The sequence below is a fragment of the Nonomuraea sp. B208 genome, assembly GCF_057536035.1.
Genome location: NZ_BAAJOU010000019.1, coordinates 101,523 through 116,739 on the forward strand (window position 1 = coordinate 101,523; position 15,217 = coordinate 116,739).

17 protein-coding genes are annotated in these 15,217 nt (G+C 74.2%); 10 read left to right on the plus strand and 7 right to left on the minus strand.

Going from position 1 to position 15,217, the window contains the following annotated elements; translation table 11 throughout:
• Positions 1-47: 47 nt before the first annotated feature.
• Positions 48-689, plus strand: a complete 642-nt coding sequence (locus AC27IY_RS14310) for an Lrp/AsnC family transcriptional regulator (protein WP_371251811.1) — start codon at positions 48-50, stop codon at positions 687-689.
• A 7-nt stretch (positions 690-696) separates the two neighbouring features.
• Here AC27IY_RS14310 and AC27IY_RS14315 read toward each other — a convergent pair whose 3' ends face one another.
• A complete protein-coding gene (locus AC27IY_RS14315) occupies positions 697-1,035 on the minus strand; it encodes an avidin-fold protein (RefSeq protein ID WP_344206051.1) in 339 nt (112 codons plus the stop codon).
• A gap of 223 nt (positions 1,036-1,258) precedes the next feature.
• On the opposite strand from AC27IY_RS14315, the gene AC27IY_RS14320 reads away from it, so the two are divergent.
• The 4 genes from AC27IY_RS14320 to AC27IY_RS14335 all read left to right on the plus strand — a co-directional run bounded on the left by AC27IY_RS14320 (position 1,259) and on the right by AC27IY_RS14335 (position 5,069).
• Entirely contained in the window at positions 1,259-2,026 is a 768-nt protein-coding gene (locus AC27IY_RS14320) for a bestrophin-like domain (protein WP_487178231.1), read from the plus strand.
• 119 nt (positions 2,027-2,145) lie between these two features.
• Complete coding sequence (locus AC27IY_RS14325; protein ID WP_487178232.1) at positions 2,146-3,084, plus strand: hypothetical protein; 939 nt, start codon at positions 2,146-2,148, stop codon at positions 3,082-3,084.
• A gap of 95 nt (positions 3,085-3,179) precedes the next feature.
• Entirely contained in the window at positions 3,180-3,959 is a 780-nt protein-coding gene (locus AC27IY_RS14330) for a phosphotransferase enzyme family protein (RefSeq protein ID WP_487178233.1), read from the plus strand.
• A 150-nt stretch (positions 3,960-4,109) separates the two neighbouring features.
• The gene (locus AC27IY_RS14335) at positions 4,110-5,069 is read left to right on the plus strand and encodes a coiled-coil domain-containing protein (protein ID WP_364456268.1); all 960 of its coding nucleotides are present in this window, start codon (positions 4,110-4,112) and stop codon (positions 5,067-5,069) included.
• Between the two features lie 211 nt (positions 5,070-5,280).
• Here AC27IY_RS14335 and AC27IY_RS14340 read toward each other — a convergent pair whose 3' ends face one another.
• Complete coding sequence (locus AC27IY_RS14340) at positions 5,281-5,685, minus strand: hypothetical protein (RefSeq protein ID WP_423447435.1); 405 nt, start codon at positions 5,683-5,685, stop codon at positions 5,281-5,283.
• 205 nt (positions 5,686-5,890) lie between these two features.
• Here AC27IY_RS14340 and AC27IY_RS14345 point away from each other — a divergent pair, with 205 nt between their 5' ends.
• Positions 5,891-7,042 (plus strand): amidohydrolase family protein, encoded by a 1,152-nt coding sequence (locus AC27IY_RS14345; RefSeq protein ID WP_487178234.1) that lies wholly within the window; start codon positions 5,891-5,893, stop codon positions 7,040-7,042.
• Between the two features lie 25 nt (positions 7,043-7,067).
• Here the strand turns inward: AC27IY_RS14345 and AC27IY_RS14350 are convergent, their stop codons facing one another.
• The 4 genes from AC27IY_RS14350 to AC27IY_RS14365 form a co-directional block, all read right to left on the minus strand.
• A complete protein-coding gene (locus AC27IY_RS14350) occupies positions 7,068-7,982 on the minus strand; it encodes a pirin family protein (protein WP_344206062.1) in 915 nt (304 codons plus the stop codon).
• A 33-nt stretch (positions 7,983-8,015) separates the two neighbouring features.
• Positions 8,016-9,137: an MBL fold metallo-hydrolase gene (locus AC27IY_RS14355; RefSeq protein WP_344206064.1), complete on the minus strand. Its 1,122-nt coding sequence runs from the start codon at positions 9,135-9,137 to the stop codon at positions 8,016-8,018.
• 112 nt (positions 9,138-9,249) lie between these two features.
• The gene (locus AC27IY_RS14360; RefSeq protein WP_487178235.1) at positions 9,250-9,981 is read right to left on the minus strand and encodes a DUF3152 domain-containing protein; all 732 of its coding nucleotides are present in this window, start codon (positions 9,979-9,981) and stop codon (positions 9,250-9,252) included.
• 90 nt (positions 9,982-10,071) lie between these two features.
• Positions 10,072-11,355, minus strand: a complete 1,284-nt coding sequence (locus tag AC27IY_RS14365; protein ID WP_344206066.1) for an NAD(P)/FAD-dependent oxidoreductase — start codon at positions 11,353-11,355, stop codon at positions 10,072-10,074.
• Between the two features lie 103 nt (positions 11,356-11,458).
• Between AC27IY_RS14365 and AC27IY_RS14370 the strand changes: the two genes are divergently transcribed.
• The 4 genes from AC27IY_RS14370 (at position 11,459) to AC27IY_RS14385 (ending at position 14,736) form a co-directional block, all read left to right on the plus strand.
• Positions 11,459-12,358, plus strand: coding sequence for a hypothetical protein (locus tag AC27IY_RS14370; RefSeq protein ID WP_487178236.1), 900 nt, complete (start codon positions 11,459-11,461; stop codon positions 12,356-12,358).
• Positions 12,359-12,397: 39 nt separating this feature from the next.
• The gene (locus AC27IY_RS14375; protein WP_344206069.1) at positions 12,398-13,186 is read left to right on the plus strand and encodes a DUF4184 family protein; all 789 of its coding nucleotides are present in this window, start codon (positions 12,398-12,400) and stop codon (positions 13,184-13,186) included.
• A 117-nt stretch (positions 13,187-13,303) separates the two neighbouring features.
• Entirely contained in the window at positions 13,304-13,849 is a 546-nt protein-coding gene (locus tag AC27IY_RS14380) for an RNA polymerase sigma factor (RefSeq protein WP_487178237.1), read from the plus strand.
• Positions 13,846-14,736, plus strand: a complete 891-nt coding sequence (locus AC27IY_RS14385; RefSeq protein WP_487178238.1) for a hypothetical protein — start codon at positions 13,846-13,848, stop codon at positions 14,734-14,736. The genes AC27IY_RS14380 and AC27IY_RS14385 overlap by 4 nt, the downstream gene beginning before the upstream one ends.
• On the opposite strand, the gene AC27IY_RS14390 is transcribed toward AC27IY_RS14385, so the two are convergent.
• The gene (locus tag AC27IY_RS14390) at positions 14,733-15,164 is read right to left on the minus strand and encodes a type II toxin-antitoxin system PemK/MazF family toxin (protein WP_344206073.1); all 432 of its coding nucleotides are present in this window, start codon (positions 15,162-15,164) and stop codon (positions 14,733-14,735) included. The two genes, AC27IY_RS14385 and AC27IY_RS14390, sit on opposite strands and share 4 nt — an antisense overlap.
• Positions 15,165-15,217: the final 53 nt, after the last annotated feature.

Here is a 15,217-nt window from a genome sequence, read left to right on the forward strand (position 1 = left end):
GGTACTGTGCGGTCACTGAGACGTATATAAAGGTCAGTGAGGTAATGATGAGTGAAATTTCCAGAAATGGGCACAGCGGGAGCGGTCAGCCTGGACGGATCGGCATCGGTCTCGAGCTGGACGACATCCATTTGAAGATCCTTGAGATCCTGCGCGAGAACGGCAGGATCTCGGTCGCGGCGCTGGCCGAACGGGTCGGCATCTCCCGGGCCAACGCCTACACGCGCTTCGAGGCGCTGCGCGCGGACGGCGCGATCAAGCGCTTCACCGCGGAGATCGACCACGGGCGCGCCGGGCTCGGCATCACCGCCCTGATCTTCGTGACCGTACGCCAGCAGATGTGGAAGCAGTTCCGGGCCGAGCTGGCCCGGATGCCCGAGGTCGAATACTGCGCCATCACCACCGGCCAGCACGACGCCATGATCCAGGTGCGGGTGGCGGACGTCGCGGCCGTGCACACCATGGTCACCGACCGGCTGGCCAACATCCCGGCGGTGAAGGCCACCGAGACGGTGTTCATCCTGGACGAGGTGCTGCGGCGGCCGTACGTGCTGCCCGGCGACGGCCGCCAGGCCGCCCGGCAGGCACGCCGCCCGGCCCCCTCGGAGGAGCGGGACGACGTGCCGCTCGGCAAGATGCGCTTCGTCGGCGCCGCCGAGGGCCGGGCCGCCCTGCGCAAGGACGACTGAGCGTCTCCTAGCCGGCGAGTTCCCTGCACACACTGACGTGCGGCGTGTCGTCGCCGTCGAAGCTGAACTCCTCCACCAGGCGCAGCAGCCCGTCCTCGCCGGTCTCCAGGCGGCTGCTGCTCCGGCCGGCGGCCGTGCCGCCCGCCTTCAACGCGTGCACGTACGAGATCTGCACGTTCTCGCCCTCACGCGTGCCCACGAAGCGCCCCTGGATGACGGTGTCGCCCGTGTAGCTGCCCCACACCAGCCCGTCGGACTCCCAGTAGTGGAACTCCGTCGGGCTGTCCGGGTCCACCGCGCTCGCGGTCGAGCTCACCATCACGAATTTACGGTCGTTGAGATTCACGGACCCATGGTCCACACATTTCCGGGACATCACCGCGCCGCTGGACGAATGGTCAGCGCCTCCGGTCATGCAGGCCAATCCGTCCAGTGGCGGGGCCGCCCCGGCTCGCACCGACTCACGTTCGCACGCATTGCCACGGCTTTACCTTTCCGGGCCTCACGCCATCATTGCACGGTGTGATAGTAATGTGACACTGCGTATCCGGAGTTCTTCGGGAGATCATATGGTGGCGTACGCGCTCTCGATCCTCGCGGCGGGCGGTGTGGTGGTCCTCGCCGCGCTGCTGTTCCGCAAGGTCCGCCGGGCGGAGGACGACCGAGATCCCGGCGGCCCCTCCGCCGGTCACGCCGGATCGATGCTGTCGGCCCTGTTCCTGCTGGTGTTCGCCATCGCGATCATCGTGCCGTGGACCACCGCCGACGCCGCCCGGCAGAACACCCACGCCGAGAGCCAGGCCGCGATCAACGCCTACTGGGCCGCCGCCGCCCTGCCTCCCGACGACGCCCGCCAGGTCCGCTCCGCCCTGCGCGACTACATCACCTTCGTGGTCCGCGACGAGTGGCCCCTCATGGCCCAGGGCCACATGGACCCGGTCGGCGCCGCCCGGATGGACGCCCTGCGCGGCCGTGTCAGCGCCCTGAAGGTCAGCGGCACCGACCAGGAGGACGCCAAGACCGACCTGCTCGCCCACCTCGGCGCCGTCTCCAGCGCGCGGGCCCAGCGCGCCGCCGACGCCGCCGCCACGCCACCCGACGGCCTGCTGCTCCTGACCATCCTCACGGGGCTCGTGGTGCTCGTCTTCCCCTTCATGGCCGGGGCCCGGCCGCGCGGGCTCACCCTGCTGCCGTTGCTCGCCATGGGCGGCCTGCTCGGCTTCGGCGTCTACCTGACCTGGGACATCTCCCGCGCCTTCGACGGCCCGCTCGCGGTGGGGCCGCAGCCTTTCCAGGCGGCGCTGCAGGAGTTCGCCCGGATAGGCGGGAGCATGTGAGTACTGACGATCCGCAAGCCACCACCCCCCGTCCCGAACCACCGACCACCGACCGGCCCTCTGCCGAGGGGTCCGGCGCTGAAGGGCACGGCGTCGCGTCCCCGGACGAGGGGGGCCCGGTGGGGGGTGGGTACCGCGTCGCGTCGTTGACGCTGCTCGCCGTCGCGCTGCTCGGCGCCGCGGTCGCCGGCCCCGTGGTCGCCGACGAGGCGCGCTCCGGGGCGGCGCTCGCCGCGTACTCTCAGGTCTCGGCGCACCCGCCAGAGCTACCAGGCGGGCAGGCCCCGGGCGTGGGCCCGATGCACGCCGCCAGGGCGGCGGACGCCGGGGTGCAGGCGAGGAAGGTCCATGTCCGAGCTACGGCACCCGGCAACCGGGACGGCAAGGTCCCGGTCGGCGGCTCCGTGCCGGGTGTCCGGGGTGGCAAGGTCCCGGTCGGCGGCGCCGTGCCGGGTGGGCGCGGCGGCAAGGTCCCGGTCGGCGGTGCGGTGCCGGGGACGCGGGGCGACAAACTGCCTCGCGCCGGGGCGATGCCGCAGGTGAGGACGGGCAAGGTGCCCGACGGGAGATCCGTGCCCGGGGTGCGGGCGGGGAAGGTCCCGACGGGTGCAGCCGTGCGGGCCGGCAAGGTGTCGCGGGACGGGTCGGTGGCGGGGGTGCGGGTCGGCCAGGCGCCGGTTCCGCACGTGTCGATCGCCGGCCGTCCGCCGGGCGGGCGCCTCATCCCCAAGGTCACCGTGCCGGGGATGACGATCTACCCCAGGGCCGTGTGCGAGGGCAGCGTGCAGGTGGGGCAGTGCTCCCAGCGCGGCACGCCCCCTTCCACGCCCCGCCCGCCGGGCGCGCCGCCCGTCGTCCCGGCCCGCGCGTCGGTCCCGCCCACGCCCACGCCGACCCCGGAACCGACCCCGAGTCTCACCCCGCCGGCTCGCGTCAGGCAGGCCGCGGCCCCGCCGCAGGCCCGCCGCAAGAACCCGCTGGGCTCCGTCCTGGTCATGGTGGTCCTGGTCACCACGATCGCCTCCACCACCGCCGTGGCCTTCGGCGCCCGCCGCTGACCCCGCCGCCGCCCTCGCCGGTGGTGGCTCATGGCCGGCGCATGGCACACTGGCCGCCGCGCTGTCGTCGGTACGCGCGGGCGGGGGGAGAGGCCGTGGAGGAGCTGCTCGGGGGAAGCGTCAACCGGGTCGTCAGGGCCGGCGACACCGTACGCCGTCTGACCGGCCCCTGGACGCCGGCCGTGCACGCCCTGCTCGACCACCTGGCCGAGCGCGGCTTCACGGGCGCGCCCCGCGCCCACGGCGTCGACGAGCGGGGGCGGGAGATCCTCGACCACGTGCCCGGCGAGGTCCCCGACTACCCGCTGCCCGCGTGGGCGCTGGCGGACGACATGCTGGCGGGCGTCGCCAGGCTGCTGCGCGACTTCCACGACGCGACCGCCGGCTTCCCCGCGGATCCGGGACTGACCTGGTACTTCCCGGCAGTGAGCCCGGCTGAGGTCATCTGTCACGGCGACGTGGCCCCGTACAACTGCGTGTTCAGGGACGGGCGGCCGGTGGCGTTCATCGACTTCGACACCGCGCATCCCGGTCCGCGGGTCTGGGACGTGGCCTACGCCGCCTACCGTTTCGTCCCGATCTCCGATCCCCTCCAGCTGGACGGGCCCCCGGTGGACGGCCAGGCGCGCAGGCTGCGGCTGTTCGCGGACGCGTACGGGCTGGATCCCGCCGGGCGTGACGCGCTCATCGACACCGCGCGGGCCAGGCTCGCGCACCTCGTCCGGCACATGCGCGAGCAGGCCGCGGCCGGGCATCCCGGGTTCGCGAGCCACCTCGAACGCGGCGACGACCGCTTCTACCTGACCGACGACGAGCACCTCGCCCGGCACCGCGACACCTTCCGCCGGGCGTTGGGCGCCCCACCCCCGCGCTAGGGGTACCCGTAATCGTCATAAAGTGCATACCGCCGCGCGTGATCCTCTACCATCACACCTCGGACAGAGGGCCCGGCCCTGTGGTTCGGGAGAAGGAGAAGTGTGGCGGCTGAGTCCCCCGCTCCGCGGTCATGCGTCCCGCGACGACCGGTGCGGTGGCGTCCGGTCCTCGCCGCCGTCTGCGCCGGACTCCTCGCCGGGGCGCCCCCGGCGCAGGCCGAGCCGAAGCCGACGGTCAAGCAGCTCAAGAAGGAGCTGGCCGACCTGCAGAAGGACTCCGACCGGCTCATCACCGACTACTACAGCAGCCGCATCGCCCACCAGAAGGCGGACAAGGCCGAGAAGGCGGCCCGCGAGAAGCTGACCGCCGCCCAGGAGGTCTTCGACCGCCACTCCACCGAGCTGCGCGCGCTGGCCGTCGCCCACTACACCGGCGCCGAGCCGAACCAGACCGCCCTGCTCGTCTCCGGCCAGGCCCCCGAGACGCTGCTCAGCCGTCTGGCCCTCGTCCAGCATCTCGTCTCACTCCAGGACGCCAAGCTGCGCGGCTACGCCAAGGTCCGCGACGACCGGCAGCGGGCGCAGGAGGAGGCCACGGCCCGCGCGGAGGAGCTCGACCAGACGCTGGGCGAGCTGGAGGGGCGCAAGAAGAAGGCCGAGAAGCAGATCGAGCGCATCAAGGACAAGATCGACCAGCTCTACCGGGCGCCCGGCATGCGGCCCGACGGCACGTTCGTCCCGCAGCTCCCACAGGGGGCGGACAACATCACGCCGCGCATGGCGCTGGTCAGGCAGCTCGTGAAGGAACGCTTCGAGGTGCCGTTCGGGATCGGCTGCTACCGCGCCATCCAGGACGGCGGCGAGCACCCGCTCGGCCGGGCCTGCGACTTCATGCTGAGCCGCGGCGGCGCGCTGCCGTCGGCGGCCGAGCAGGCACGCGGCGACCAGATCGCCGCCTGGGCCATCAAGAACGCCCGCCGCCTCGGCATCATGTACGTGATCTACCGCCAGCGCATCTGGCACACACGCACGGGAGCCTGGCGCCCCATGTCCGACCGCGGCGGCACGACCGCCAACCACTACGACCACCCGCACATTTCCGTCTACTGATGCGTCAAGGACGGCCGCACTTCCGGGCGACGGAGAGACCTGTGCACCTCGGACCGATCATGGTTCGGGAGGAGGCGAAGACGGTCCTGATCCTGCCCCGCGTTCCAGGAACTGCATGTCCCCCTGGCACCTCGGCTCCTCGAAGTAGCCGGGGCACGTCCCTGCCCAAGGGGCGGGGACGCGCGGGCTTGGCTCGGTGAGGCCGGTGGGGTCAGTCGACGGTGACGTTGAAGGGGACGTCGTAGTAGCCGCCCGTTGTCTTGCCGGTTGCGACGTAGATGTTCCGGGCGGTGTCTCCGCACCTGGACGTGTTGTTGTCGATGAAGAGGGCGGCCTCCCAGATGGATGGCGAGCGTGGGGTGGCGACGGGCACGGTCTTGGCGGCGTTGATGTCCGAGTCGAGCTCGATGCAGTACTCGCCCGTGCCGATCTTGCGGACGTTGGTGACGCCGGTGGAGCGCACCACGGTTCCGTCGGCGTTGACCATCGCGGCGGCGCGCGTTTCAGGGGTGTACGCGCCGCCGATGGCGGCCAAGGCGGGGATGGCGGCCGCGAGCGCGACCCCTGCGACCAGCGCCGATGTGGCGATTACCGTGGTGGAGGCGGCGGAAGGCATGGTGTCTCCTGCGTGAACGTGAGCGGTTCGTGCGGAGGACGCCTCCCTCCACGCGTTTCGTAGTCATATGATCACAATAAGTTGGGGCAGGGGCGGACCGACACGGATCATTTGCTCCGACCTCCGTCTACCAGCGGCGAGCCATCACCGAACGGACAGGGGAATTGCGCCAGCGCGTCCGGCGGAACGGGTTCACACTGGCGGCATGCTCGCCATCCGCGCCCCCCGCCTGTTCGACGGCCGGGACCCGCACCGCGACCGCGTGGTGCTCGTCGAGAACGGCCGTGTCACCGCCGTCACCTTCGGCGACCCGCCGGAGGGCGCCGCCGTCGTGGAGCTGGGGGCGGACGTCACGTTGCTGCCCGGTCTCATCGACTGCCACGTCCACCTGGCCTTCGACGCGAGTCCCGACGTGCTCGGCGGGCTGGAGCGGCCGGGGCTAGCCGAGCGGATGCGGGAGGCCGCCAGGCGCGACCTCGCGGCGGGGGTCACCACCGTCCGTGATCTCGGTGACCGCGGATATCTGGCGTTGGAGCTCGGCATGGGGCTCGACGGGCCGGAGATCCTGGCCGCCGGGCCGCCCATCACCACGCCGCGCGGGCACTGCTGGTTCCTCGGCGGCGAGGCGGCGGGGGAGCGGGAGGTGCGGGCGGCGGTGCGCGAGCGGGCGGCCCGCGGCGCGCACGTCGTCAAGATGATGGTCACCGGCGGCGAGATGACGCCCGGGTCCCGCTCCCACCTCCTCCAGTACGGTCCCGCCGAGCTGAGGGCCGCCGCCGGCGAGGCGCACGCGCACGGGCTGCCGATCACCGGGCACGCGCACTGCGCGGCGGGCATCGCCGCCGCCCTGGACGCCGGGTTCGACTCGATCGAGCACTGCTCGTTCTTCACCGAGGACTTCTACGCGCTCGACCACGCGCTGATCCAGCGGCTGGCCGCGTCCGGCGTCGTCGCTTCGCTCACCGCGGGCGTCGCGCCGGGCGCCCCGCCGCCGCCTCCGCGCATCCAGGCCCGGTTGTCGGCCGCGCTGGAGGGGCTGAGCGTCATGTACGCCGCCGGGGTGCGCTTCGTCATCGGCACCGACGCGGGGGTCGGCCCGCCCAAGCCGCACGGCGTGCTGCCGCACGGGGCGGAGATGCTGGTCGGGGCCGGGTACGCGCCCGTGGACGTGCTGCGCGCGATCACCTCGGTCGCGGCGGTGACCTGTCACGTGGACGGGCGCAAGGGCATGATCGCACCCGGCCACGACGCCGATCTGCTGGTCGTCGCCGGCGATCCGCTCGACGACATCACGGCCCTGTGCCGTCCGCTCGCCGTCTACCGGATGGGCCGGCCGGTGCGCGGAGAGGGCTCCTGAGCCCGTGCGGAGGGCCGGTCCCCGGTCATCTCACGCGGCCGCGCGGCTTCAGCCGGATGCCGGGCAGGACGGGCGCGGGGAGCGGAGGGCCGTCGAACCCCTCGACGACGCCGAAGCCCTCGCCCTCCGCCCACTCCTTCCTGAAGGCCGCGATCTCGTCGTGCGAGCGGCCCACGAAGTTCCACCACATGACGATCTCCTCGCCGAACGGGGCGCCGCCGACGAGCAGCACCCGCCCGCGCCCGGACAGCCGCAGCCCGCCCCGCCCCGGCGGCAGGTACGCCAGCGGACCCCGTTCCAGGCCCTCGACCTCGCCGTCGAGCAGCAGCAGCCCGTGCTCGAACCCGGGATCGAGCGGCACCTCGCCCGTGCCGTCCACCGCGATCTCCGCGCCGGTCAGCGGGGTGCGGGCGGTGGCGGGGGAGACCGCCCCGCCCAGCGAACCCATGATCACCGTGGCGGCGAACCCGGGGCCCTCCAGCACCGGCAGCTCCGCGTGGTGCTCGAAGGAGGGCGCGTCGGCGCGGTGCTCCTCGGGCAGCGCGACCCACAGCTGCACCCCGTGCAGCGTCGTCTCGGCCGACTCCTCCGAGTGGGAGATGCCGCGGCCGGCGGTCATGAGGTTGAGCTGCCCGGGGCGTACCCGCTGGAGGCTGCCCAGGCTGTCGCGGTGCAGGACCTCGCCGGCGAGCAGCCAGGTGACGGTCTGCAGGCCGGTGTGCGGGTGGGGCGGCACGCGCATGGCCGTCACCTCGGGGCCGTAGGCGTCGAGGAAGCACCAGGCGCCGATCATGCGCCGGTGCACGCCGGGAAGGGTCCTGCTCACCGACATCGCGCGCGGCCCGCCCAGCGGCACCGCCCGCCCCTCCAGCAGCTCGCCGTCCGCGCCGGGCTCGGCGGCGCAGCGGATCTCCCGCGGCTCATGCTCCAGGTTGCTCACCCTCGCACTGTACGTCCGGCCGCGGGGGCCCGGTCAGCCCAGGGTCTCCCACCAGCCGTCCACCGCCGGGGCCTCGGCGGCGTCCACGAGCTCGCCGGGACGCGGCACGACGATGGAGACCTCACGCGCCTTGGCCTCCCGCCACAGCCGGTCCACCGGCTCCGCCCACGGGTGCAGCGCCAGCGTGAACGACGCCCAGTGCACCGGCAGCAGCAGCTTCCCGCCCAGGTCGAGGTGGGCGTTGACGGCCTCCTCCGGGTTCATGTGGATGTCCGGCCAGGCGGGACTGTAGGCGCCGATGGGCATGAGCGTCAGGTCGAACGGCCCGTGCGCCGCCCCGATGCCACGGTAGCCCTCGAAGTAGCCGGAGTCGCCCGCGTAGAACACCCGCCTGGCCGCGCCCGCCACCACCCACGACCCCCACAGGGTGTCGTTGCGGCGCAGGGACCGCCCCGAGAAGTGCCGGGCCGCCGTGGCGACGAAGCGCAGCCCCGCCACCTGGGCCTCCTCGTCCCAGTCGAGCTCGATGATCCGGTACGCCGGCACGCCCCACCGCTCCAGGTGCGCCCCGATGCCCAGGGGCACCAGGAACGGCGCCTTCTGCGTCCGGACGAGCGACTGGACGGTCGCCCGGTCCAGGTGGTCGTAGTGGTCGTGGGAGATCGCGATCGCGTCGACCTCCGGCAGGTCGCCGAGCTCGACCGGCAGCGGGTGGAGCCGCTTGGGGCCGACGAGCTGCGACGGCGAGACGCGCCGGCTCCACACCGGGTCGAACAGCACCCTCTTGCCCTCGATCTCGACCAGCGTCGAGGCGTGGCCGTACCAGACGGCGCGCACCCCGTCGGCGGGCGCCGGCCCGGCGGGCGGCACGCGCAGCGGCAGCGGGCCGGCCGGACGGCGCTCCTGCTTGTTCTTCGCCAGCTCGCCCAGCAGGCCCACCGGCGGGGTGTTCATCACATGGGTCGGCTCGGGCATCGAGTTGTAGAAGGAGCCGTCCCTGAACTGCTTCGAGCGCTGGATGCGCGCCGCACGCTCCGGGCCGGACTCCAGCGGACGCACCCCGAGCTCCGCCGGCACGTTGCGCACCACCCATCCGGCGGCCGCCAGGGCGGCGCCGCCCACGAGGATCCGCCGTGCCGTCCGCATTCCCGCCATCGCCCACACTCCCCTGGAAATCGGTACATTCGCGTATCCGGGACGGGGTCCCGGAGTTCCCCTCCGTACGATATATCGCGACGCTTCTTCGTGCGGCGGCCACCCCGCCGGGTCAGGGTTTCCCGTCGCCGCGGCCGGGGAACGGCCACGGGTTCGGGCGGCAGCGGCCCAGCGACTTCGACTGCTGCGTCATCACCGGGGCCGGCCGCCCGAGGCCCGGACAGGGCTCGTGGCCGTGGCCGAGGGCGTGCCCGACCTCGTGGCTGATGAGATAGCTGCGGTACGCGGCCAGATCGCCCCCGTACTGCGGGACGCCGACCGCCCAGCGCAGGGCGTTGATGATCGAGCGGCGGCCGTTCCAGCACGACAGCTCGCCGCCGGTGCGGAGGGGGCGGCACTGGCGGGTCGTCGTGCGGGGGCTCGACAGGGCCACCCGGACCCGTACCGGGCCGTGGTCCACCCGCTGGAAGCGGGCCCAGCCGCGGGCGTCGTTCAGTATGCGGTGCACCTGGGCGGCGAACTCGCGCGGCCCGAACGGCAGGCCCCGCTCCACCTCCACCAGGTAACGCACCGGCCGGCCCCGGCCCGGCCGCGGGGGTGCGCCGCCGGGGACGACGGCGTACGAGCCGGAGGCCGCGTACGGCACCTGGACCGCGGGCGGCTCCGTCCGCCGCGGGCGCACGGGCGGGCGCACAGGTGGGCGCGTGGGCGGCGGCACGGACCGGATCACCGGGCGGGACGGTGGCTCCGCGCCGCACCCGGCGGCGAGCAGCAGCCCGGCCAGCACGAACGGCGTCATCCACGGCGTCATCCACGGCGTCATCCACGGTGCGATGCGCGGCACCCCGGCCTCCCCACGAAACGCGACGGTGGGGAGGAAACCGATCATACGCTGGGCAAACGGACAGCCCCGGGGGAGGGTCGGCCCCGGCCGTCAGGGGCAGGGGGCGTAGGGCGTGAGGTCGATGGGCGGGGTCTCGCCGAGCGCGAGCGCCGCCGCGAGCCGGCCCGCGTACGGGCCCGCCGTCAGGCCGTACGCGCTGAGGCCCGTCGCCACCACCACCCGCGAGTTCAGCGGGCCGATCAGCGCCCGGCCCGGCGCGTACACCGGCCGCAGCCCCACCCGGGTCTCCGCCATCGTCGCCCCGGCCAGCCCCGGCGCGACCCGCAACCCCGCCTGCAGCACCTCCTCCAGGCCGCCCATCGTCACCCGGGGCGCGAACCCGACGTCCTCCACCGTCGCCCCGATCACCACCCGCGACCCGGGGAACCCCAGCAGGTAAGGCCCGTCGCTGGGCAGCACGATCGGCCACCACGCGGTGTCGACGCCTTCGAGGGTGGCGTGCAGGATCTGGCCCCGCCTCGGGAACACCGGCAGCTCCGCGCCGAGCGGCCGGCACACCTCGCCGGTCCACGCGCCGCCCGCCACGATCACGGCGTCCGCCTCCACCGCAACGCCCTCGTCGGCGAACACCCGGCCCGCGCCGGCGGCGACCGGCCGCACCGCCTCCGAGCCGTTCCCGGTCTGGGGGCCCGGTGTGGCCTCCGGTCCCCGCGCCGCCGCCGGGCCTCGCGGAGCGGCCTGCCGCCATGAGCCGGTCTCCTCGCTGCGGGCCTGGGCCGGCCCGCCGCCCGGCGTCCACGTCCGTCCTGCTTCCGCGGGCGTGCCCGCCGCCGCGTGGACGCGGACCTCGCCGTCGGGCGTGAGGGTCGCGGCCCCCGCGTGGATCCGCGCACCCCGGGCGACGGCGGCGTTCAGCAGCGCGCCGCGGACCGACCGACCGTCCACGCGGGCCGCGCCCGGCACGAGGAGCGCGCTCAGGGTGTCCGAGAGCGGCGGGAACAGCTCGGCCGGAGCCGCCACGTCCACGACCTCGCCCATCTCCGGGGCGTCGGCGTAGCGGCGCTGCAGCAGCGAGCGCACCGGCTCCAGCTCCGCCGGGTCCTCGGACACCAGCAGCGCGCCCACCTTGGCGTACCCGAAGTCCTCGCCCAGCTCCTCCACCAGCCCCGGATAGGCGCGGGCGCCCTCGCGGTTGAGCCGGTACCAGTCGTCGTCCTCCGGATGGTCCACCCACGGGCACACGATGCCCGCGCCCGCCTGCGTCGCCTCGCCCTGGTAGCCGCCGTCCACCACCGTCACGGACGCGCCCCGGCCGGTCAGGTAGTAGGCCGCCGCGGCTCCGACGATGCCGCCCCCGATCACCACAACACGCATACGGCCATGGTCGCAGCCCGCCGGACCTGGGGTGACGGCCGGGTCGCCGGATCGGCGCCGCCCCCTCATGGGCCCGGCCGCGTACGAGGACTAAGGTCGGCGCATGGACGCCGCCCTCACCAGGATCGACCTGCCCGCGCCCGTGCGGGCGGCCGCCTCCGACGGCGTCACCGTGTGGTGCGCCGACGCGCACGGCGTACGCGCCTACACGGCCGACGGCACGCCCCTCCCGCACGGCGAGGCCGAGGCTCTGCCGCGATTACGGTCGCTGGCCGCGGTGCCCGGCACGGTGGCGGGGACCGCGGGCGTTCCCGGCACGCTGGCGGAGACCGTCGTGGTGCCGCGTACGCTGGCGACCGCGCCCATCCCGGTGCCGCAGGCGCTCTCCGGCACGCTCGCCGCCACCGCGAAGGGCCGCGTCCACTGGCTCGCGCCGGACGGCGCGCCGATCGCCACTGCCCGCTGCCCCGGCCGGGTCATCGCCGGCGGCGGCGAGATCTGGGCGGTCTCCGGCGCGCGGGCGCGCAGGCTCACCGGCCCCGGCACGCTCGGCCCGCCGGTCGAACTGCCCGGCCTCGCCGCGTGCGCCGTGGAGGGCGAGCGCCTGTGGTGGACGTCCCGGCACGACGACGTCCTGCGCGGCGGGCCCAGGGACATCGACCTCGGCGACCTCGGACGGTACGGCGAGCGCGGCGGCATGACCGTCTGCGCGGGCTCGCTCTGGATCAGCGTCACGGGCGGGCTGCTGCGGATCTCGACCTGGTCGGGGGAGCCGGGGCGGTTCGTGGCCGCGCCCGCCGGGCCGGTGCCCTTCCTGGCCTGCGCGAACGGCACGCTCGTCGGCGGCGGGCACGAGCTGTTCACGCTGGACCCGGCCGCCGGCGCCCCGCTCCGCGCGATCCCGCTCGGGCCGGCCGGGCCGGTCGGGCGGCTGGTGACGGCGGGCAGGCACGTGTGGGCGTTTCCCACGCGGGCCGCGCACGCGCTGATCATCACGCTCTGATCCGCCGACGGGAGCGGCGTCGGGCGGCCATAATCGACCGTGCCCTTCACCCTGAGCCATGTCGTGGCCGTTCTGCCGGTGCGGCGGTGGCTGCCGCCGTCGGCGCTGGTCGTCGGGGCCGTGGTGCCCGACGCGCCGTACTATCTGCCGTTGCCGTTCTCGTCGGCGAGCACCCACACGTGGTGGGGGACGCTGCTGCTCGGCCTGCCGGCGGGCGTGGTGCTGCTGGTGGTGTTCCAGCACGTCCTGCGGGCGCCGCTGACCGCGCTCGCCCCCGCCGGGCTGCGGTCCCGGCTGCCGGACGCGCCCCGGACCGTGACGGCGCCGATGGCGGCGGCAGCGGTGGTGGCCGCGCTGCTCGCCGGGATGGCCACGCATCTCGTCTGGGACGCCTTCACGCAGGCCGGCGGGTTCGCGGTGGCGCACTGGCAGGTGTTGCGTGAGCAGGTCGTCGGCGCGCACCGGGTGTTCAACGTGCTGATGTACGTCAGCTCGGCGGGCGGCCTGGCGATCCTGGCCGGCTGGCTCGTGCGCTGGTACCGGCGGGCTCCGGTCCGCCCCGGGCGGTGGCCGGGGCTGACGGGCCGGGCGCGCGGCCTGGTGGCGGCGGCGGTGCTGCTCGCCACGGCCGCCGGGGCCGTGACCGGGGCGACGTCGGAGCGCGCCGCGGTGAGCGACTACGACCTGGTACGCAGCACGATCCTGGGCGGCGTGGACGGGGCGGCGCTGGTCCTCGCCTGCTACGTGCTGGCCTGGCACGGCTGGACGGCGTTCGCGGCCCGGCGAGCCCGGACCCCGGCGGTGGGGACGGGCGGGCCCGAAGGCTGACCCCTCACGCGGGCAAGTTTCTCCGGTTCCGGGCGAAATGATCGGGGCGCCTCCACCCATGAAAAGGACGTTCGTCCCCGTACCGGAAGTGGAGGAAAGTCACGATGGGAACCGTCCGTGCCGGATGACGTCCAGAGGTTCGAAGCGGTCTACCGGGCGACCTACGACCAGATCACCGCCTACGCGGGACGCCGCTGCGACTCGCCACAGGACGCGGCCGACGTGGTCGCCGAGACCTTCGTGATCGTCTGGCGCAAGATCGACGAGCTGCCCCCGGGCGCGCAGGCGAGGCTCTGGGTCTACGGGGTGGCCCGCAACGTGCTGGCCGACCACCGCCGCAGCGCGCTGCGCCGCCGGGCGCGGCACCAGGACCTCGACGCGGAGATGGCCGACCTCTACGGCGACCTCGCCGACCACAGCGTCGAGAGGAACGCGATCGCCCAGGCGTTCGCGACGCTTTCCGAGGCCGACCGCGAGCTGCTCGCGCTGGTCGCCTGGGAGGGCCTGGACCGCAGGGAGATCGCCACGATGCTGGGGCTGTCCCGCAACGCCGTCCGCATCCGGCTGCACCGCGCGCGCGGGCGCTTCTCCCGGGCGCTCGAAGCAGCCGACGTCCGATTCACGCCGACCGGCGCGGTCGTGCCCACGGGGAGGTCACTATGAGGGACATCGACGAGATCAACGAGCTGCTGAGGCCGCTGGCCAGGATCAGCCCGGACGAGCCGGGCGGGCGGGCCGGCGGCCCCCGCGCGCAGGCGCTGTTCGCCGACATCATCGCCCAGGAGCGGGACACGACGAGAGCGGCAGCGTTCCCGCGACGCCCGCGCGCGCGTCGCGCGCTGCTCGGGATCGCCGCCTCCGGCGTCCTCGTCCTCGGCGTCGTCCTCGGGCCGGGCCTGTTCGGCGGCGCCGCGACCTCCTACGCCAACTCCGCGGTGGAGATCCACGAGGAGGCCGGCACCTACGTCGCCCGGATCAAGGACCCCTACGCGGACCGGCGGAAGTTCTCCGAGGCGTTCCGTTCCCTCGGTCTCGACGTCGAGCTCAGGGTGATCCCGGTCTCGCCCAGCGCGGTCGGGGAGATCGTCAGCATGGGCGGCGGCGCCACCCCGGTGAACGTGCCCATCGGCGCCCGCAGGGAGCCGGCGGACTGCGATCTGGCCGGCAGCGGCTGCTTCATGGTGGTGACCGTCCCGGCGGCGATCAAGGGCAGGCCCGACGGGGTGCACTTCGACCTGGGCCGGCCGGCCGGGCCGGGGGAGTCCTACGAGAACGACTGGCAGTCGGCCACCCGCCCGGGAGAGCCGCTGGCCGGCGTCAAGGTGAGCGGCCGGACCGTCGACGAGGTGCTGGACGAGGTCGGCAGGCGCGGCCTGGGCGCGGAGTTCCGCCGCGTCCTGGTCCACGAGGGCGGGTACGCCGTCGAACCGCTGGCCGCGGACCAGGTGGGCGGCGACTGGATCGTCTTCAAGGCCGTGCCCGCGCGTGCGGGCGTGGTCGGCCTGGAGGTCACCGCCGAGCGTCAGACGGGCCTCCAGTACGCGGACTAGCGGCCCGCCTCCCAGCCGTGGAGCTTCATGAGGCGGGCCGCCACGCGGGTGAACCGGTCGGCGTCGAGGACCGCGCCCTCGCGGCGCAGGTCGTCCTCGTCGAGCACGAAGACCCGGTCGAGCCGCAGGTACGAGGCCCGCCCGTCGCTTCCCCACGCGCCGATCGGCAGCCATTCAGGGCCGTCGTCGCCCTTGCTGGAGAGCATCATGCCGAGCAGCCGGCGGCCGGTGCGGCCCACGACCAGCAGGGGGCGGTCCTTGCCGCGGGACGGGTCCTCCTCGTACGGCACCCACGCCCAGACGATCTCCCCCGGATCGGCCAGGCCGTCCAGGTCGGGGGCGTAGGCCAGGGTCGCCCTGCCGTCGAGGACGTGGATCTCGCGCACCGCACCGCGGGCGGGCCGGGGGTCCTCACCTAGATCACGCATTGGGTGAGCTTATGGCCCATGACGGGCGGAAATCCAATCGAGCGCGGCCGCCC